Origin of the sequence: Inhella sp. (assembly GCF_041912635.1) — a bacterium.
Lineage (GTDB): Bacteria > Pseudomonadota > Gammaproteobacteria > Burkholderiales > Burkholderiaceae_C > Inhella.
This window is the reverse complement of the sequence record NZ_JAYRMO010000014.1, coordinates 14,273-32,039: the sequence shown is the minus strand read 5'-3', so window position 1 is coordinate 32,039 and position 17,767 is coordinate 14,273. Positions and strand designations below refer to the sequence as shown.

Annotated in this window: 21 protein-coding genes; 6 read left to right on the top strand and 15 right to left on the bottom strand. The window is 68.9% G+C overall.

Annotated elements, in window-relative coordinates:
• The first annotated feature begins 7 nt into the window (after positions 1–7).
• A complete protein-coding gene (locus tag ACE3QP_RS09955) occupies positions 8–1,288 on the top strand; it encodes an NAD(P)/FAD-dependent oxidoreductase (RefSeq protein ID WP_374435685.1) in 1,281 nt (426 codons plus the stop codon).
• Here the strand turns inward: ACE3QP_RS09955 and ACE3QP_RS09950 are convergent.
• Together ACE3QP_RS09950 and ACE3QP_RS09945 are read right to left on the bottom strand one after the other, a co-directional pair.
• Positions 1,278–1,826, bottom strand: coding sequence for a PaaI family thioesterase (locus ACE3QP_RS09950; RefSeq protein ID WP_374435683.1), 549 nt, complete (start codon positions 1,824–1,826; stop codon positions 1,278–1,280). The two genes, ACE3QP_RS09955 and ACE3QP_RS09950, sit on opposite strands and share 11 nt — an antisense overlap.
• 1 nt (position 1,827) lies before the next feature.
• On the bottom strand, positions 1,828–2,595 hold the full coding sequence (locus tag ACE3QP_RS09945) for an exodeoxyribonuclease III (RefSeq protein WP_374435681.1): 768 nt from the start codon (positions 2,593–2,595) through the stop codon (positions 1,828–1,830).
• Between the two features lie 130 nt (positions 2,596–2,725).
• Between ACE3QP_RS09945 and ACE3QP_RS09940 the strand changes: the two genes are divergently transcribed.
• Positions 2,726–3,856 carry a hypothetical protein gene (locus ACE3QP_RS09940; RefSeq protein ID WP_374435679.1) on the top strand — a complete coding sequence of 377 codons (1,131 nt, stop codon included), beginning with the start codon at positions 2,726–2,728 and terminating at the stop codon, positions 3,854–3,856.
• Between the two features lie 10 nt (positions 3,857–3,866).
• Here ACE3QP_RS09940 and ACE3QP_RS09935 read toward each other — a convergent pair whose 3' ends face one another.
• Complete coding sequence (locus tag ACE3QP_RS09935; RefSeq protein ID WP_374435678.1) at positions 3,867–4,481, bottom strand: superoxide dismutase family protein; 615 nt, start codon at positions 4,479–4,481, stop codon at positions 3,867–3,869.
• Between the two features lie 102 nt (positions 4,482–4,583).
• Here ACE3QP_RS09935 and ACE3QP_RS09930 point away from each other — a divergent pair, with 102 nt between their 5' ends.
• Together ACE3QP_RS09930 and ACE3QP_RS09925 are read left to right on the top strand one after the other, a co-directional pair.
• On the top strand, positions 4,584–5,798 hold the full coding sequence (locus tag ACE3QP_RS09930; RefSeq protein ID WP_374435676.1) for a 6-phosphofructokinase: 1,215 nt from the start codon (positions 4,584–4,586) through the stop codon (positions 5,796–5,798).
• 111 nt (positions 5,799–5,909) lie between these two features.
• The gene (locus tag ACE3QP_RS09925) at positions 5,910–6,119 is read left to right on the top strand and encodes a putative motility protein (RefSeq protein ID WP_374435675.1); all 210 of its coding nucleotides are present in this window, start codon (positions 5,910–5,912) and stop codon (positions 6,117–6,119) included.
• A gap of 24 nt (positions 6,120–6,143) precedes the next feature.
• Here the strand turns inward: ACE3QP_RS09925 and ACE3QP_RS09920 are convergent, their stop codons facing one another.
• From ACE3QP_RS09920 to ACE3QP_RS09895, 6 genes are read right to left on the bottom strand one after another with little or no spacing between them, the layout of a single operon-like run.
• On the bottom strand, positions 6,144–6,731 hold the full coding sequence (locus tag ACE3QP_RS09920) for a DUF4337 domain-containing protein (RefSeq protein WP_374435673.1): 588 nt from the start codon (positions 6,729–6,731) through the stop codon (positions 6,144–6,146).
• Positions 6,732–6,737: 6 nt separating this feature from the next.
• Complete coding sequence (locus tag ACE3QP_RS09915; RefSeq protein ID WP_374435671.1) at positions 6,738–7,220, bottom strand: dihydrofolate reductase; 483 nt, start codon at positions 7,218–7,220, stop codon at positions 6,738–6,740.
• The gene (locus ACE3QP_RS09910; protein WP_374435668.1) at positions 7,217–8,026 is read right to left on the bottom strand and encodes a thymidylate synthase; all 810 of its coding nucleotides are present in this window, start codon (positions 8,024–8,026) and stop codon (positions 7,217–7,219) included. Before ACE3QP_RS09910 ends, ACE3QP_RS09915 begins: the two co-directional genes overlap by 4 nt.
• The gene (locus tag ACE3QP_RS09905) at positions 8,026–8,340 is read right to left on the bottom strand and encodes a CcdB family protein (RefSeq protein ID WP_374435666.1); all 315 of its coding nucleotides are present in this window, start codon (positions 8,338–8,340) and stop codon (positions 8,026–8,028) included. Before ACE3QP_RS09905 ends, ACE3QP_RS09910 begins: the two co-directional genes overlap by 1 nt.
• Positions 8,341–8,595 carry a type II toxin-antitoxin system CcdA family antitoxin gene (locus ACE3QP_RS09900; protein WP_374435664.1) on the bottom strand — a complete coding sequence of 85 codons (255 nt, stop codon included), beginning with the start codon at positions 8,593–8,595 and terminating at the stop codon, positions 8,341–8,343.
• A 28-nt stretch (positions 8,596–8,623) separates the two neighbouring features.
• On the bottom strand, positions 8,624–10,411 hold the full coding sequence (locus ACE3QP_RS09895) for an ABC transporter transmembrane domain-containing protein (protein ID WP_374435662.1): 1,788 nt from the start codon (positions 10,409–10,411) through the stop codon (positions 8,624–8,626).
• Between the two features lie 121 nt (positions 10,412–10,532).
• Here ACE3QP_RS09895 and ACE3QP_RS09890 point away from each other — a divergent pair, with 121 nt between their 5' ends.
• Complete coding sequence (locus tag ACE3QP_RS09890) at positions 10,533–11,804, top strand: pectin acetylesterase-family hydrolase (RefSeq protein ID WP_374435660.1); 1,272 nt, start codon at positions 10,533–10,535, stop codon at positions 11,802–11,804.
• Between the two features lie 18 nt (positions 11,805–11,822).
• Here the strand turns inward: ACE3QP_RS09890 and ACE3QP_RS09885 are convergent, their stop codons facing one another.
• The 4 genes from ACE3QP_RS09885 to ACE3QP_RS09870 are packed head-to-tail and all read right to left on the bottom strand — an operon-like array spanning position 11,823 to position 13,976.
• A complete protein-coding gene (locus ACE3QP_RS09885) occupies positions 11,823–12,353 on the bottom strand; it encodes a histidine phosphatase family protein (RefSeq protein WP_374435658.1) in 531 nt (176 codons plus the stop codon).
• Positions 12,353–12,562: a hypothetical protein gene (locus ACE3QP_RS09880; protein WP_374435656.1), complete on the bottom strand. Its 210-nt coding sequence runs from the start codon at positions 12,560–12,562 to the stop codon at positions 12,353–12,355. The genes ACE3QP_RS09885 and ACE3QP_RS09880 overlap by 1 nt, the downstream gene beginning before the upstream one ends.
• Positions 12,563–12,564: 2 nt before the next feature.
• Positions 12,565–13,098: a hypothetical protein gene (locus tag ACE3QP_RS09875; RefSeq protein ID WP_374435654.1), complete on the bottom strand. Its 534-nt coding sequence runs from the start codon at positions 13,096–13,098 to the stop codon at positions 12,565–12,567.
• Positions 13,099–13,109: 11 nt separating this feature from the next.
• Positions 13,110–13,976: an SPFH domain-containing protein gene (locus ACE3QP_RS09870; RefSeq protein ID WP_374435653.1), complete on the bottom strand. Its 867-nt coding sequence runs from the start codon at positions 13,974–13,976 to the stop codon at positions 13,110–13,112.
• Between the two features lie 124 nt (positions 13,977–14,100).
• Here ACE3QP_RS09870 and ACE3QP_RS09865 point away from each other — a divergent pair, with 124 nt between their 5' ends.
• On the top strand, positions 14,101–14,964 hold the full coding sequence (locus tag ACE3QP_RS09865) for a substrate-binding periplasmic protein (RefSeq protein WP_374435651.1): 864 nt from the start codon (positions 14,101–14,103) through the stop codon (positions 14,962–14,964).
• Here ACE3QP_RS09865 and miaA read toward each other — a convergent pair.
• Positions 14,952–15,887 (bottom strand): tRNA (adenosine(37)-N6)-dimethylallyltransferase MiaA, encoded by a 936-nt coding sequence (gene miaA / locus ACE3QP_RS09860; protein WP_374435649.1) that lies wholly within the window; start codon positions 15,885–15,887, stop codon positions 14,952–14,954. The two genes, ACE3QP_RS09865 and miaA, sit on opposite strands and share 13 nt — an antisense overlap.
• Entirely contained in the window at positions 15,872–17,764 is a 1,893-nt protein-coding gene (locus ACE3QP_RS09855; protein ID WP_374435647.1) for a pseudouridine synthase, read from the bottom strand. Before ACE3QP_RS09855 ends, miaA begins: the two co-directional genes overlap by 16 nt.
• Between the last annotated feature and the right edge of the window lie 3 nt (positions 17,765–17,767).

Genomic DNA, 17,767 nt, shown 5'->3' with positions numbered 1-17,767 from the left:
TGGCCGGATGATTTCCGGTCAAACCTGGTACGAAGCCAGCGCCCCGTCGCTGGCTTTTCCGTCTCTGGGCGGGCAAACGCAGGAATGCGAAGTGGCCATCCTGGGCGGTGGCTTTGCGGGCCTGGCCGCAGCGCGGGGCCTGCAGGAGCGCGGCATCAAGGATCTGGTGCTGCTGGAGCAGCAGGGCGTGGGCCACGGCGCTTCGGGCCGCAATGGCGGCTTCGTGTTCGGCGGCTTCAGCCGCGGGCCCGGCGCGCTCTTGAGGGACCTGGGCGCCGTCAAGGCGCGCACGCTCTATGGTCTGACGCGCGAGGCCGTGGCCACGATCCGCCGCCGCATCGAGACCCTGGGCATTGAGTGCGAGCGTGTGGAGGGTGGCGCGCTCTGGGTCGATTGGTTCAAGACCCCCGCCAGCCTGGCCGGCCTGCGCGCCGAAGCGGGTCTGCTGCGCGAGCAGTTCGGCGTGCAATGGGACGAGATCGACGCCGCACAGGTGCGCCAGTGGCTGGACAGCGAGCGCTACGGACCGGCCCTGCTGGAGCGCGATGCCTTCCACTTCCACCCGCTGAAGTACGCGCGCGGCCTGGCGGCGGCGATCGCGGTGGACGGCGGCCAAGTGTTTGAGCGCAGCGGCGTGCGCGCCCTGCGCCGCTTGGCGCAGGGCTGGGAGCTGGAGACCGAAGAGGGAGGGCGCGTGCGTGCCCAGCAACTGGTGCTGGCTGGTGGCGGTTACCTGCGCGGGGTGGCGCCGCGCCTGACGCGCGCCCGCCTGCCCATCGCCACCTACGTGATGTGCACCGAGCCGCTGGCGGAGGCTCAGCAACCGGTGCGCTGCAACGCCGCCATCTACGACAACCGCTTTGCCTTCGACTACTACCGCAAGCTGGAAAGCGGCCGTCTGCTCTGGGGCGGGCGCATCTCCATCCTGGAACGCGAACCGGCGCGCATCGCCGAGCTGCTGCGGCAGGACCTGCGCAAGGTCTATCCGCAGCTGCAGGGCGTACAGATCAGCCATGCCTGGGGTGGGCTGATGAGCTATGCCCGCCACCAGATGCCGCAGTTGGGCGAGCTGGCGTCGGGCCTTTGGTACGCGCAGAGCTTCGGCGGGCATGGCGTGGCGCCCACCACGGTGGCCGGCGAACTGCTGGCCGAAGCCATCAGCCGCAAGCAGCCCCTGGATGCGCTCTGGCAGCGCTACGGGCTGAGCCCGGTCTACGGCCCGGCCGGACTGCTGGCGGCGCAGGCGCAGTACAGCTGGGCCGAGTTCAGGGATTGGCTCAGAAGTTAGCGGGGAACACCAGGCAGCTGGTGCTGGCGTGCGCGTAGAGCTTGCCGTCGGGGCCGACCAGATCGGCCTCGGCCGTGGCCATCTGGCGGCCGCGGTGGCGCACGCGGCCGATGGCGCGCACGCGCTGCGGCTGCTTGTCCTTCAGCGCCCGCACCAGGTTGAGCTTGATCTCCAGCGTGGTGTAGCTCTCGCCCGGCTTCATGGTGCTGTGCACGGCGCAGCCCAGGGCCGAATCGAGCAGGGTGGCGAACCAGCCGCCGTGCACGGTGCCGAGCGGGTTGTAGTGGTGCCAGAGCGGCTCGCCCTGGAACACGGCGCGGCCTTCTTCGACCTCGACGAGGATGAAGTCCAGCGTGTGCGAGATGGGCGGTGCGGGGAAGCGGCCCTCGACCATGCCCTGCATGATCTGCAGGCCGGAAAGGCCCGCGGCCTCCTCGGGCTTGACCAGCTCGCCAAAGGTGGGTTGCGCATGGGCACGCTGGCGCTGGCGCACGGCCTCTTCGGCCGCCAGCCAGTCTTGCAGGACGGAATCGCTCATATCAAACTTTCAGAGTGACGACGACCGGCGCGTGGTCGCTCGGGCGTTCGTTCTTGCGCGGCAGCTTGTCGATGACGCAGGCGCTCACCTGCGGCTGCAGCGCGGCGGAGACCAGGATGTGGTCGATGCGCAGGCCCTGGTTCTTGCGGAAGGCCAGGTTGCGGTAATCCCACCAGCTCCAGCTCTTGGGTGGCTGCTCGAACAGGCGGAAGGCGTCCACCAGGCCCAGGCCGAGCAGGGCGCGAAAGTGCGCGCGCTCCTCGTCGGTGCAGTGGATCTGGCCGGCCCAGGCCACCGGGTCGTACACGTCCCGGTCTTCGGGGGCGATGTTGTAGTCGCCCAGCAGCACCAGCTGCGGGTGCGCGGCCAGTTCCTGCCGCAGCCAGGCCTGCAGGGCGTCCAGCCAGGCCATCTTGTAGGTGAACTTCTCGCTGCCGGGCGCCTGGCCGTTCGGGAAATAGCCGCCGATGACGCGCACGCCCGCCACGGTGGCGGCGATGACGCGTGCCTGCTCGTCGGCAAAGCCGGGGATGTTCTTAACGACAGCCTCGTGCGGGCCGCGGCTCAGCAGGGCCACGCCGTTGTAGGTCTTCTGGCCGTGGAAGCTGACCTGGTAGCCGGCGGCCTCGATCTCGGCTTGCGGGAACTTGTCGTCCGTGAGCTTGGTTTCCTGCAGCACCAATGCGTCGACCGGGTTGGCTTGCAGCCAGTCCAGCAGCTGCGGCAGGCGCACGGCGAGGGAATTGACGTTCCAGGTGGCGATTTGCACGGCGAGACTGCGAAGCAGAGCAGGAGAGGGGCGCGGATGGTAGCCAAACCGGGGGGGTGACGGCCCGGCGGCACCCGGGTATCTTGCCGCGTTCCGCCACCTGCCAACCGCCCTCCTGGGGAGTGAACCGATGCGCCGCCATGCCCTGAGCCTTGTCCTGCCCGCCTTGCTGACCGCCTGCGGCGGCGGCGAGGAACCCCCCAGCCTGACGCAGGCTCGAACCGACACGGGCCCGCAACGCCGTGCGCTGGCCACCCTACCCAGCGTGGGCGCCAAGGAGGTGATGGATTGGGCGCAGTACAAATTTCCCACGCTCTTCCCCGGTAACCCAGCCAGTCAGCCCTTCAACTACCTGGGGGTGGACTACACCATCCGCGCCTACTCGACCGGCAACTACCTGGGCGTCACGCCCAGCGGCGAGATCTACGGCCTGGGTGAATTCACCGGCGGCCAGTTGCAGTCCTTCGGCAAGATCAGCGACTGGAGCAGCCAGATCCAGGCGGATGCTTGTGGCGTCTACCCCTCGCTGTGCTCGCCCGGCGGTGGCGGTACGGGCACGCTGAATGCGTGTGCACAGCCGGCCAGCCAGGCGCTGGCCATCGGCAACCGCTACACCCTGAATTACGCCCTGACGATGAGCGGTGCCGTCAATGGCAGCGGTGAGTTCCAGACCGATGCGCTGGTGGAGGCCGCCACCAGCTTCGAGGGCCAGAGCGCGGTGCGCCTGGCGCTGACACAGACCAACAGCCTGAACATCCCGGGAACGCAGAGCAGCACCATCAAGCTCAAGCAATACGCCCAAGCCGCCGACAACGGCCTGATTCGCCACCTGGGCAATGAAAGTGAGACCTCGGTGGTGGTGCCGGTGGTGGGCAACTCCGTCACCAACGTCAAGACGGTTAACACCCCGCCCTTCCTGAACAGCGAGTTCACGTTGCAGGCCGGTCAGTCCCTGACCCGCACCAACGGCTACACCACGACCACCACCACCACCGTGGCGGGCGTCACCACGCCGCCGATGGTGAGCAACTCCAGCCTGACCGAGACCGTGAGCTTCGAGGCGCGCGAGACCATCCAGGTGCAGGGCCGCAGTTGGGACACCTGTCGCTACCGTCAGGTGGATGCCGCCACGCCCAACGTCAGCACCACCACCTGGTACATCGTCGGGCGCGGCTTGCCGGCACGCATCGTCGGCAGCGGCAGCGGCACGACGCAGACCACCGAACTGAAGTCCGGTACGGTCAACGGCGCGCCGATCTGAGGCGGCCGGCTCAGTGCGCGGCGATCACGCCGCAGGCCATGCGGGCGCCTGAGTTGCCGGTCGGCTGGGTCTTGAAGTCGTCCGGGTCGGCGTGGACGATCACGGCCCGGCCCACCAGCCCCGTTTCGCCCTGCAGCTTGGCGCCCTTCAGCACGAATTTCTGATCCACCTTGCCCTGGGCGTCGGCTTGCAGATTGGGCATGTCGCCGGCGTGGCGCGCAGCGTCCTGCGGGCCATGGGGGTGGGCGCCCGGGTTGAAGTGGCCGCCGGCGCTGCTGAAGTCCGGGCTGGCGCAGTTGCCGTTCGCGTGCACATGGAAGCCATGCGCGGTGCCGGGTGCGAAGCCGCTGGCCTTGACGTGCACCATCAGGTCCTCGCCTTTGGTATGGAACATCACCAGGCCGGTGGCGCCACCGGCTGCGGCCGGGCTCAGGCTGGCCATGGCCATGCCGCCCATGTCGTGCATCTTGTGGCCCATGCCTTCCTTGTGCATGGCCATGTCGTGCTTGGCGGGCTGGGCAGCTTCGCTGCCGTGTGCCGCATGGGCATCGGGCTTGTCTTGCGACGCACAGGCCTGCAGGCCCAGGATCAGCGCCGCCCAGCCCAGTTTCTGATGCAAATTCATGACGTTTCCCTGGAAGTGAGGAGGCGCGGACCATAGCCCAAGCCCGGCTGAGCGCCAAGGCAGGGCTGGCTACCATGCGCCATCACGATTCGGGAGTGCGCCATGTCCTCAGGAAAGATCCTTGTCGCCCAGGGTGGCGGCCCCACCGCCGTCATCAACCAAAGCCTGGTTGGCGTGGTGTTGGAAGCGCGGCGCCACCTGGGCATCCAGCGTGTGTATGGCGCTCGCCACGGGGTGCGCGGCATCGTCAACGAGGATTTCGTCGACCTGACGCAGGAAACCAGCCACAACCTTGAATTGGTGGCCAATACACCGGCGGCGGCACTGGGCAGCACGCGCGACAAGCCCGATCTGGCCTACTGCCAGGAAATGTTCAAGGTGCTGCAGGCGCATCGCATCGAGCACTTTTTCAACATCGGCGGCAATGACAGCTCCGACACCATCCGCATCGTGGCCGAGGAAGCGCAGAAGGCCGGCTACCCGCTGCGCTGCATCCACATCCCCAAGACGATTGACAACGACCTGGTGCTGAACGACCACACGCCGGGCTTCCCCAGCGCGGCACGCTTCGTGGCCCAGGCCTTCGCCGGCGCCAATCTCGACAACGCGGCCCTGCCGGGTGTCTACATCGGTGTGGTGATGGGCCGCCACGCGGGCTTCCTGACGGCCGCCGCGGCGCTGGGCAAGAAGTTCCCCGACGACGGCCCGCACCTGATCTATGTGCCCGAGCGCGTGTTCGAGATCGAACGCTTCCTGGCGGACGTGAAAGCGACGATGGACCGCTATGGCCGCTGCGTCGTGGCGGTGAGCGAGGGCATCCACGATGCCGCTGGCATGCCCATCCTGGCCAAGTTGGCGAAGGACTTGGAGCGCGACGCGCACGGCAATGTGCAACTCAGCGGCAGCGGTGCGCTGGCCGATCTGCTGTGCGAGGAGATCAAGGCCAAGCTCAAGATCAAGCGCGTGCGCGGCGACACCTTCGGCTATCTGCAGCGCAGCTTCGTGGGCTGCGTCTCCGACGTGGACCAGCGCGAGGCCCGCGAGGTGGGCGAAAAAGCCGTGCAGTACGCGATGTGGGGCGCCTCGAACGGCTCGGTGGCCATCCGGCGCACCGGGTTCTATTCGGCCGACTACGAGCTTTTGCCGCTGGAAGCCGTGGCGGGCAAGACGCGCACCATGGAAGATGAGTTCCTGAGCGCCAGTGGCACCGATGTGACCGACGCGTTTCGGCTCTATCTGCGCCCTTTGCTGGGCTCGGGCATGCCGGACGCCTTCCGCCTGCGGCCCAACCCGGTGCCTAAGGTGCTGAAGGCCTGAAGCTCAGCGTATGGAGGGGCGAGCGCGAGCTCACGGGGGGCGTGCAAATTCCTCTCAAGCTTGCGGCGGATCGGCCGAAATGAGCAGAGTCCCCCCAGACCAGGAGCTGCCATGTCATCCATCACCTCGCTCAGCCCTGGGGTCGTTTCCAGCGCATCGGCCATTCCGGCCGGCACCGTGCAAGGGGCCGCGGCCCTGCTCGTCCTGAAACAGGCGATGCAGCAGCAGGAGGCCAACGCGGCGCAGTTGCTGGAAGCGCTGCCCCAGACCCCACGCGCTTCCGAGGGCAGCCTGGGCACCCAGGTCGATACCTACGCCTGAGCGCCTCGGCCCGCCGGCCAGCGCTCAGATGTGGAACCAGGCCAGCCCGCCCAGCGCCACGCCCACGCCGCCCAGGGCCACGGTGCCCCATTCCAGCCAGCGCCGTTCGGTCAGCAGGGCGATGGCGGCCAGCGCAATGGCCACCTGCAGCGCCGTGGTGGCCTGCGCCCAGCGATGGTGCTCGTGCATCTGGGCGTCGCTCTTCTTCTCGAACGCGGCCGATTCCTGCTCCAGGCCTTCGGCCTTGGCCTTGATCTCGTCTTTTTCCGCCTTGTAGCGCTGGATTTCCGCCTGGTAGGTGGCGCGCCGTTCACCCTCGGGCAGCAAGGCCACCGCCAGTTCGGCGAGGTTTTGCTTGCTGCTCTTGCTCTGGTAGTAGGCCCACTGGTTCGAAGCCTCGGTCTTCTTGATGGCGGCGTCGTTTTTGAACAGGCCCGCATTGGCCTGGGTGGCGCCACCCTGGTAGCTGAACAGCGCGCCAATGGTGGCCAGCACGGCGGTGATGACCGCCAGTTGGCCCTTCAGGCCTTCGGCGCCGTGGGCCTTGGCATGCACCGCGTGCTCGACTTCGTGGTCATGCGGTCCGTGGACGTGGAAACCGTGTCCGCTCATGGGGGATCAGTCCTTCAATGGGAGGTTGTGGAATCGGTAGGCAAGGCCCGTGGCCGATTGCAGCCAGGGGCTGTCCGGCAAGGGGATGGGCAGGGGTGGGAACCAGCAATCGGCCGCGGGGAAGTGGCCATCCACCTCGGTCAGGGCCAGCGATTGGGCCAGCGGCAGCGCCTGTGAATAGACCTCTGCCCCGCCGAGGACGCACAACTCGGGAGCTTCGGCGCACAGCGCCAGCGCTTCGTCGATTGAGCGCACGGTCTCGGCACCTTCGATGGCCGGTCCGCGCGTCAGCACCAGGTTGCGGCGCCCCGGCAGGGGGCGAAAGCGCGGCGGCAGCGACTCCCAGGTCTTGCGGCCCATCAGGACCGGTTTGCCCAGGGTGATGGCCTTGAAGTGGGCCATGTCCTCGGGCAGATGCCAGAGCAACTGGTTGTTGGCGCCCAGCTCGCGCCCGCGGCCCATGGCCGCCACCAGCACCAGTTTCGTCATACCGCCACCGGCGCCTTGATCAGCGGATGGTGCTGGTAGTCCACCAGCTCGAAGTCGTCCAGCTCGTACTCGAACAGCGAGGCCGGCCGACGCTTGATGCGTAGCACAGGGAAGGGGTAGGGCGTGCGCGCCAGCTGGGTCTCGACCTGCTCGGTGTGGTTGCTGTAAAGATGGCAATCGCCCCCGGTCCAGATGAAGTCGCCCACCTCCAGGTTGCACTGCTGCGCAATCATGTGCGTCAGCAGCGCATAGCTGGCGATGTTGAAGGGCACGCCCAGGAAGATGTCGGCGCTGCGCTGGTAGAGCTGGCAGCTCAGGCGGCCCTCGGCCACGTAAAACTGGAACAGCGCGTGGCAAGGCATCAGGGCCATCTGCGGCAGGTCGGCGACGTTCCAGGCGCTGACGATCAGGCGTCGGCTGTCCGGGTTGCTCTTGATCTGCTGCAGCAGCTCGCTGATCTGGTCGATGTGGCCGCCGTCCGGCTTGGGCCAGCTGCGCCACTGCACGCCGTAGACGGGGCCGAGCTCGCCGTCCGCGCGCGCCCACTCGTCCCAGATGGTGCAGCCGCGCTCCTGCAGCCACTTCACATTGCTGTCGCCGCGCAGAAACCACAGCAGCTCCAGCACGATGCTCTTCCAGTGCACCTTCTTGGTGGTGACGAGTGGAAAGCCCTCGTGCAGCGGGAAGCGCATCTGGTAGCCGAACACCGAGCGGGTGCCGGTGCCGGTACGGTCGGCCTTGAGCACGCCCTGCTCGTGCACATGGCGCATGAAGTCTTCGAAGGTGGAGCGGAGCGGGCGTTGCATCAGAAGCTGCCAAAAAGGGTGTCGAGCGCCGTGGTGATGACGGCGTGTTGGGCGCGCAGGCTCAGCAGGGGCTTGCGCAGCAGATGGGCGGGCACGGCGGCCATGGCGGCGGTGTCCAGCACCACCGCCTGCTCCTGCACCAGGAAGACCGGGTTCAGCCCGCGTGCCGGCCGGCCAAACTCGGCCTCGGCACGCATCGGAATGACGACCCGGGTGGCCAGCCCACTGATGTAGTCGTTCTGCACATCCAGCAGGAAGGGGATGGTGGTGCGCTCGGCCGGCTCCGGGTTGGCGTAGACGTCAAAGCGAGCCACTCACTCGCCTCCCTTGGCGAAGCTGCGGTAGCGCGTCAGCGGCAGTCCTTCGCGCTCAATGCGGGCGTTGTAGTCGGCGATGGCCTCGCGGTTGTCCTCGTTCCAGCGCTCCCAGTAACGGCGGCGCACCTCGGCGGCCAGTAACTCGTCCACGGTGGCGGAGATGTTCATGCCGAGCTCCTTGGCGGCGTCCAGCACCTTGGCGTTGAGGCTCAGGTTGGTGGCCCGCTTGGGGGCGTCATCAAAGCGCAGCATGGCGGCCTCCACAAAACATGCGCATGAATTATGCGCGTCCGAATTGCAGGGCAGCCAGCCGGGCGTACACGCCGCCGCGCGCCACCAGCTCGGCATGCGTGCCGGTTTCGACGATCCGGCCTTGTTCAAGCACCACGATGCGGGTGGCGTGCTGCACGGTGGCCAGGCGGTGCGCGATCACCAGGGTCGAGCGCCCGGCCATCGCGGCGTCCAGGGCCTGCTGCACCAGGCGTTCGCTCTCGGCGTCCAGCGCGCTGGTGGCCTCATCCAGCAGCAGCAGCGGCGGGTTCTTCAGGATGGCGCGGGCGATGGCGATGCGCTGCTTCTGTCCGCCCGAGAGGCGCACCCCGCGCTCGCCCAGATAGGTCTTGTAGCCCTGCGGCAGGGCGCTGATGAATTCATGCGCCTGGGCGGCGCGCGCGGCTTCGATCACCTCCGCCTCGCTAGCCTCCGGCCGGCCGTAGCGGATGTTCTCCAGCGCGTCGGTCGAGAAGATCGTGGCTTCCTGCGGCACCAGGCCGATGCGATCGCGCAAGGTGTGAAGGCTCAGTTCGTGTACCGGCACGCCGTCCAGCTCGATGCGGCCGGCCTCGGCATCATAGAAACGTTGCACCAGCTGGAACACCGTGCTCTTGCCCGCGCCGCTCGCCCCCACCAGAGCTACGGTTTCGCCCGGGGCGATATCGAGATCGAAGTCGGCCAGGGCCAGCGTGTCAGGCCGGCTGGGGTAGTGGAACTGCACACCCCGCAAGCGCAACTGTGCGCCGCCCTGTGCAGCGGGAATGGGGCGCGGCTGCATGGGCTCCTGCACCGGCGAGCGGCTGGCCAGCAGTTCCATCAGGCGCTCTGTGGCGCCGGCGGCGCGAAGCAAATCGCCCCACACCTCGGCCAGCACCGCCACCGAGCCCAGCAGCAGCACCACGTAGACGACGGTCTGACTCAAATGCCCAGGGCTGATGCGTCCGGCGATCACAGCTTGCGTGCCCTGGTAGAGGCCCCAAAGCAACGCGGCGAAGTTGGCGACGATCACAAAGGCCACCAGCAAAGCCCGGGTGCGCGCGCGCTGGCGGGCGCTGGTGAACGCGGCCTCGGTCGCGTCTGCGAAGCGCTGCCCCTCGCGCGGTTCCTGACCGTAGCTTTGCACCACCGGGATGGCGTTCAGCACCTCGCCGGCGATGGCGGACGCATCCGCCACCCGGTCCTGGCTGTCGCGGCTGAGGCGCCGCACGCGCCGGCTCCACACCAGAGTGGGCGCCAGCACCAGCAGCAGCACCCCCAGCACCTGGCCCATCACCACCGGGTTGGTGACCACAAGCATCACCAGGGCACCCAGGGCCATGATGGCGTTGCGCAGGCCCATGCTGAGCGAAGAGCCCACCACCGTCTGCACCAGGGTGGTGTCGGTGGTCAGACGGCTCAACACCTCCCCGGTGCGGGTGTGCTCGTAGAAGGACGGGCTGTGGCCGATGACATGCCGGTACACCGCGGCCCGCAAATCGGCCGTGATGCGCTCGCCCAGCCAGGTGACGGCGTAGTAACGCAGGGCTGAGAACAGGCCCAGCGCCACACCCACGCCGAACAGCAGCAGGAAGTGCTCGCGGAGCGCCAGGAGCTGCTGGCCGCGGCCCTGCGGCAGCAGGCCGGCATCCACCAGGCTCCCCAGGGCCACTGGAAAAGCAAGAGTGGTCAGTGCGGCCGCCACCAGGACCAGCGCAGCTAGGGTGATGCGGCCGCGGTAGGGGCGCAAGAACGGCAGCAAGCCCGCCAGCGCACGCGGGGTCTGGGCTTTGGGTCGGTCATTGGAATGGGCTGACATGGGCGCGCATGCTGCCACGGGCATTCCCTGGTTCGAGGGGGGCACTCGGTCAAGCCCCCTGGGCAAAGCGTTCCACAGCCGGTACACCGCCCCACCGCAACTGTCGTCAGGGAGTCAAACTGTGTACAAACGTTTCAAGATGGCGCTATTTGGCGCCACGCTGCTGGGCGCTGGGCTTGCCAATGCGGGCGGGATCGATGCCACAAGCAGCCCGGAGGTCCTGCAGCCGCAGGGCTGGCAGAAGATCGAAGACCCTGCGCCGGTCATCGGCCTGGACGGACGTCGTCACGAAGCGCGCTGCTCGGGCTTCCCAGGCTCGGACCCGCGCTTTTCATTTTGGACACGTCGCGGCACCGTACGCAAGCTGCTGGTGTTCTTCGAAGGAGGCGGCGCTTGCTGGGACGGCCAAAGCTGCAGCTTCCCCCGCGTCGGACTGCCACCAGAGGTGCCGCAGTTCTTCGACACGCAAGTGCCACCAAGCACCAACCCGGCACAGATGGATGGGCTGTTCCGCACCAGCGACCTCAACAATCCGGTGCGCGATTGGGACATGGTGTACATCCCCTACTGCACGGGCGATGTGCACATCGGCTCGGCCGCGCGCAGCTACACCAGTGTGGCGAATCCCTTTGTGGGCTTACCCGCCGGGCAGACCCTGAGCATCCAGCATCGCGGCTACGACAACTTCATGGTGGTGCTGGACTGGGTACGCCGGCATGTGCGGGGGCCTCGCCAGGTGCTGGTGGCAGGCCAGAGTGCCGGCGGCTATGGCGCGGCGGTCAATGCGCACTGGGTCGGCATGCTCTATCCGGGCGCGCAGATGCATGTGTTGGCCGACTCCGCACAAGGCGTGCTACCTGCTGCCTTCGACACCAGCCTACCGGGCCGGAAGAGCTGGAATCCGCAGATTGCTCCCTGGGTTTTTGGCCCCAACGCCGCTGCAGTACCCAGCGGGGACCTGATCAGGCGTGCCGCCCGCTCTGACCCCTTCGGCCGTTACGCGCAGATCACGCCTCATCTTGACCCCGTCCAGATCGGTTTCTACGCGGCGATGGCCGCAGGCTACGGCGGCGGCAGCTGCCCGGCGCGGCCGGAAGTGGATTGGCACAACCGCATGAGCACTGAGCTGCAGAGCCGCGCCGCCAGTCTGGGCAATTTCCGCTATTACGTTGCCGCCGGCCCGTTTCACATGCTGCTGACCGATCCGCGCTTCTACGCCGAACAGTCCGGTGGCATGAGTGTGGCGAGCTGGGTGGGTGACTTGCTCGCAGGTCGTGTGCGGGGCTTCGGCGAAGAAGCCCAAGCCAATGGCCTGGGGCATGGTCAGGGTGGCCATTGGAGCAACCTTGCCTGCGCAGGCTGCTTGGTCAGCTGGCCCTGCCCAGCACCCTGAGCGGCTGAGGCTTGTGCCTCAGAGGCAGTCGGGCCCTTCGCGTTCGGGGTCGGGCGCGCCGTAGCGCAGCTGCAGCACCTGGGCGAGTGCGCCGGGGCGCAGCACCCAGGCCTGGCCGTAGCTGCTTTCGCACAGCATCGGCCAGCGCGGGCCGCCCAGCGCCTGCAGCAGTTCTGGCAAGGTATTGCTGTGGCCCACCACCAGCACCATGCCCTGCAATGCCTGCAGCTGACGGGTCAGCTCGGCCACATGGCCCGCCACGCCGCCTTCGAAGCCCACCACCTGGGCCTGCAGGCCCAAGCGACGGGCCAGTGGGGCGGCCGTGGCCTGGGTGCGCCGGGCGGCGCTGACCAGCACATGCCGCACGCCGCTGTGCGCCAGGGCCTCGGCCAAGGCTTCGGCGCGGCGCTCCCCGGCCTCGGAAAGCCCCGGGTCACGCCCGGGCTCGGCGGACTTCTCGGCGTGGCGCACCAGCAGCACTAGGTCCGGCAGGGCCTGGGCCGCGCTGGCGCCCAGCAAGAGCGCCAGAGTGAAGAGCAGGGTTCGCATCAGTCCTCCTTGGTTTCGGCTGGGGGAGCGGGAGCGGTGCGCCCGCGTGGCACGCCCAGCTTGAGGCCGCGCCGCGTCAGCGCTTCGCGCAGCAGCATCTCGGCCTGGGCATTGACGCTGCGCAGTTCCTGCGCCGCCAGGCGCTCGACCTCGGCCCACAGCTCGGGGTCGACGCGCAGGGGGAAAGATTTCTTGCCGGGGCTGGCCACAGCTAGTCACCGGGGCGGCGAGGCCGGCGGGGGCGGCGGAGATCAGCCGGCCGCTCCAGTGCGTCGGTAGGCGGTTTAGGAAAGGCGCGCTTGACACGAAGCATCCAGAGCGCGACCGAGAGCAGCAGCAGGGCCGTCAAGCCCAGTGTCACCACGAGTCCGAGCTTCATGCCCAAGAACAATGCCCCAGGAAAGTGGGTCGAGGCGGAGACGGCCACCAGGAACACGGCCGTCAAGCACCCGATCTCCAGCAGGTACGGTTCCAGGCGCCTGAGGCTGGCTTCGCGGCGTTGGCCCTCGAACCAGTACTCGGCATGCGGGATGTTCACCCCACCACTCCCCTTGCCCTGGAGCAGGCGCACCATGCCGGGCCCGACGAACCAGGGCACGCTCACCAGGCAGAAGCCCATCAGCACCACGTAAACCGCACGCGGCACTTCCTTGCCTGGGTCGCCCACCCGCTCCGGCAGCCAGAAGCTGCTGACGAAAAAGAGCAGCAGGCAACCCAGCCAGACGATCGTGAAGAATCGCTGCACGGCAGTTGGCCTCAGTTGTAAAGCGTGCCCGTGTTGACGATCGGCTGCGTGTCTTTGTCCGAGCACAGCACCACCAGCAGGTTGCTGACCATCGCCGCCTTGCGCTCGTCGTCCAGCTCGACGATCTTGCGCTCTGAGAGGCCTTGCAGCGCCGCCTCCACCATGCTGACCGCCCCGTGCACGATCTTCTGGCGTGCGCTGATGATGGCTTCGGCCTGCTGGCGGCGCAGCATCACCTGGGCAATTTCGGGGGCGTAGGCCAGGTGGCTGAGCTTGGCGTCCAGCACTTCCACACCGGCGTCGTCAAAGCGGGCCTGCAATTCACTGCGCAGGGCCTGGGCCACGGCGTCCTGGCCGCCGCGCAGCGTGATAGCGCCATCGCTCAGGTCCTCTCCCTCGTCATAGGCGTAACAGGCGGCGAGATGACGAATGGCCGCCTCGGCCTGCACGCGCACATAGGCCTCGTAGTCGTCCACCTGGAACAGGGCCTGGGCGGAATCGCGCACCCGCCACACCACCACGGCGGAAATCTCGATCGGGTTGCCGCGCGCGTCGTTGACCTTGAGCGTGGGGGCGTTCAGGTTGCGATCACGCAGCGAGAGCTTGCGCTTCAAGGCCAGCGGGTTGGCCCAGCGCAGGCCGGCCTGGTGGTCGCTGCCGATGTAGGCTCCGAACAGCGTCAGCACCGCCGCCTGGTTGGGCGCCAGCATGTACAGCCCAGCCATCACCAGGCCGCCCGCCAGCAGCAGCGGCAGGCCCAGCAGGGGTTGGCCCGCGCGCACCAGCAGCAGCCCGCCCGCCACCAGCAGACCCAGGCCCAGGGCGCCCATCACATAGCCGTCGGCGCTGCGCGCCGGGGTTTCCTTGCTTACCTTCATGTGGGCCTCCAATTCAGATCAAAGTGATATCACTTTACGCGCAGGGCGGATGTCCATGCAACTGGTTTGTTCGGGGCGGTGTGCGGCCGTGCGGGACGTAGAGTGCGCCCGCAACCGCCCTTCCATGCCCCTGCATCCTGTGCGCCGTCGACCCTTGCTTGCCCTGGCTGCCGCGCTGCCCCTGAGCACACGCGCCGAGCCCCTGCAACTGCGCTTCGCGCGCTTTTCCGCCACGCCGGACGACCCGCGCATCCACTTTCCGCTCGCCCTGCTGCGCGCCGCCTTGGGCCTGCACGGACTGGAGGTTGACGTGCAGGCCTCCGATCAGGTGATGGAGCGCAGCCGCGCCATCAAGGAGCTGGAGGCTGGCCATATCGATTTCATCTGGAGCAGCCTGGGGCGGGAGATCGAGCAGGTGCTGCGGCCGGTGCGCATTCCCATCTACCGCGGCCTGATTGGCCAGCGCATCTTTCTGATGCATCGTGAGCGCGAGGCCGAGTTCGCCCTGGTGCGCAAGCTTGACCATTTGGCTGCCTTCACGGCCGGCCAGGGCACGGGCTGGGTGGACACGCAGATCCTGCAAGCCGCCGGGCTCAAGGTGCTGACGAACACCTATGACGCGCTCTTTCGCATGCTGGCGCGCGGCGGCATCGACTACTTCCCGCGCGGCGCCAACGAGGCGCCGGCCGAGCTGGCCGCGCGCGCCGCGCAGTTCCCCGAACTGATGGTGGAGCCGCGCCTGGTGCTGAGCTACCGCAGCGACAACGTCTTCTTCGTGCGGCGCCAGAACGAGGTGCTGGCGCGGCAGATCGAGAGCGGACTGCAGGCCCTGCACGCCAGCGGCGCCTACCAGCGCCTGTTCGAAACCCACCCCTATGTGCAAAAGGTGCTGGCCGAGGCCCGGCTGGACAAGCGCCTGCGGCTGGAGATTCCGAACCCGATGCTCAGCGAGGAGGATCGGTTGATCTCGGAGCGCTACTGGATGTAGTCGAGCAGCTGCCTGGCCAAGCCCTCGGGGCGCGCGTCCTTGGCCTCCAGCCGGATGCGCGTGGGCATGCTGCGCAGCCAGGTGATCTGGCGCTTGGCCAGCTGGCGTGTCGCCGCCTGGGCCCGCTCGCGCAGCGTTTTCAGGTTGGGCGGGTCGGCCTCATCCAGGGCCTCCCAGGCCTGGCGGTAGCCCACGCAGCGCATCGAGGGTAGTTCCAGGTTCAGGTCGCCGCGCGCGCGCAGGGCGCGCACCTCGTCCAGAAAGCCCGCGGCCAGCATGGCGTCGAAGCGGGCATCCAGGCGCTGGTGCAACCAGGCGCGGTCGTCGGTTTCGATGCTGATCAGCGGCCAATCCACCCCGGCGCTACGTGCGGCACGCGCATGCCAGTCGGAAAGCGGCCGGCCGGTGCCCCGCAGCACCTCCAGGGCGCGCTGGATGCGCTGGCTGTCGGTGGGGTGCAGGCGGGCGGCCGTCACCGGGTCGCCCACCGCCAGCTCGGCGTGCAGCGCGGGCCAGCCGCGCGCAGCGGCCTCGACGTCCAGCTGGGCGCGCAGCTCGGGGCGGCTGGGCGGCATGTCGGAGAGGCCCTCGCGCAGCGCCTTCACGTAGAGCATGGTGCCGCCCACCAGCAGCGGCAGGCGGCCGCGCGCCTGCACGTCGGCCACGCAGCGCTGCGCGTCGGCCACGAACTGCGCCGCCGAGTAGCTCTCCAGCGGGTCACGGATGTCGATCAGATGGTGCGGTACCGCCGCGCGTTCGGCCGCCGTGGGCTTGGCGCTGCCGATGTCCATGCCGCGGTAGATCAGCGCCGAGTCGACGCTGATGATCTCCAGCGGCAGCCGCGCGGCCAGGGCCAGCGCGGCCGCCGTCTTGCCGGCCCCGGTGGGGCCGACGAGGATCAGCGGGCTCAGAATTTTTCCCAAGGTGCCAGGTAGCGCCACTGGCCCATCGGCAAGGCGGAAAGCGGAATGCGACCCATGCGCACGCGCTTCAGGCCCAGCACCTTCAGGCCGACCAGCTCGCACATGCGGCGGATCTGGCGCTTGCGGCCCTCGCGCAGAACGAAACGCAGCTGGTCCTCGTTCGCCCAGCTGACCTTGGCCGGGCGCAGCTGCACGCCGTCCAGCTCCAGGCCATGGTTCAGCAAGGCCAGCTGGCTTTCCGGGAAGCTGTGCATCGGGGCCGCGGCCTCGCCCTCAGGGGCATCGACCGGCGCCACGCGCACCAGGTACTCCTTCTCGACCTCGCTGTCGTCGCCGATCAGCGCCTTGGCCACGCGGCCGTCCTGGGTGAAGACGAGCAGGCCGGTGGAGTCGATGTCCAGGCGGCCGGCCGGCGCCAGCCCACGCAGCTGGGCGGGGTTGAAGTGAATGTGGCCCTGGGTCGGGTCCTCGGCCCAGCGGGTGTCGGGGCGGATCAGGCTGACCGCGGGCTCGTAGCCGTCCTCCGGCTGGCCGGACACCAGACCGATGGGCTTGTGCAGCAGGATGGTGACGCGCTGCGCCTGCTGCTTGTGAGCGGCGGGGTCGATCTCGATCTGCACCTCGGGTGCCACGCGCTGGCCCAGCACGGCCAGCTTGCCGTCCACGCGCACCCAGCCCATTTCGATCCACTCGTCGGCCTCGCGACGCGAGGCCAGGCCGCGGTCGGCCATGACCTTCGAGAGGCGTTCGCCCTCGGCCTCGGTATTGATGCGCGGCGTGGCCTGGCGGGCCGGACGGTCCTCGCGTGGGCCTTCGAAGCGGCGGTCGTCACGTCGCAGCGGGCGCTCGCCCCAGGCACCGCCTTCGCGCGGCGGACGATCGGTGCGCGGGCCGGCCGGGCCGCGGTCATCGCGGCGCGGTGGGCGGTCACCAAACGAGCCCCCTTCGCGCGGCGGGCGGTCGCCCCGCGGGCCGCCGAAGCCACGGTCGTCGCGGCGCGGTGGGCGGTCGCCGAAGGAGCCGCCTTCACGCGGCGGGCGATCGCCTCGCGGGCCGCCGAAGCCGCGGTCGTCGCGGCGCGGTGGGCGGTCGCCGAAGGAGCCGCCTTCGCGCGGCGGGCGGTCGCCCCGCGGGCCGCCGAAGCCGCGGTCGTCGCGGCGCGGTGGGCGGTCGCCGAAGGAGCCGCCTTCGCGCGGCGGGCGGTCGCCCCGCGGGCCGCCGAAGCCGCGGTCGTCGCGGCGCGGTGGGCGGTCACCAAACGAATTGCCTTCACGCGGCGGGCGGTCACCCCGCGGGCCACCGAAGCCACGGTCATCGCGGCGCGGGGGGCGGTCACCGAACGAACCGCCTTCACGCGGCGGGCGGTCCGCACGCGGGCCGCCGAAGCCACGGTCATCGCGGCGCGGTGGGCGGTCACCGAAGGAGCCGCCTTCACGCGGCGGACGGTCACCCCGCGGGCCGCCCTCGCGTTGCGGACGGTCCCCCCGGGGACCGGCAAAGCCACGGTCATCGCGACGCGGCGGGCGATCGCCGAACGAACCGCCTTCACGCGGCGGGCGGTCCCCACGCGGGCCACCTGGCCCACGGTCATCACGACGCGGCGGGCGGTCGCTAAACGAACTTCCCTCACGCGGCGGGCGGTCCCCGCGAGGACCGCCTTCACCACGTGGGCGGTCCGTACGCGGACCGCCAAACCCGCCGCCGTCCTCGCGCCGTGGTGGCCGCTCCCGGGCGCGCTGCTCGCGCTCGGCCTGGGCTTCGGCCAGCGTTGGGCGCTTCTTGGGGGTGTTCATGCCACGCACGGGGGCACGGTCGCCGCGCGGCGCGGCGCTGCCCTTGAGCTTGAGGGTGGATTTCTTCTTGTCGTCGTCGGTCATAGG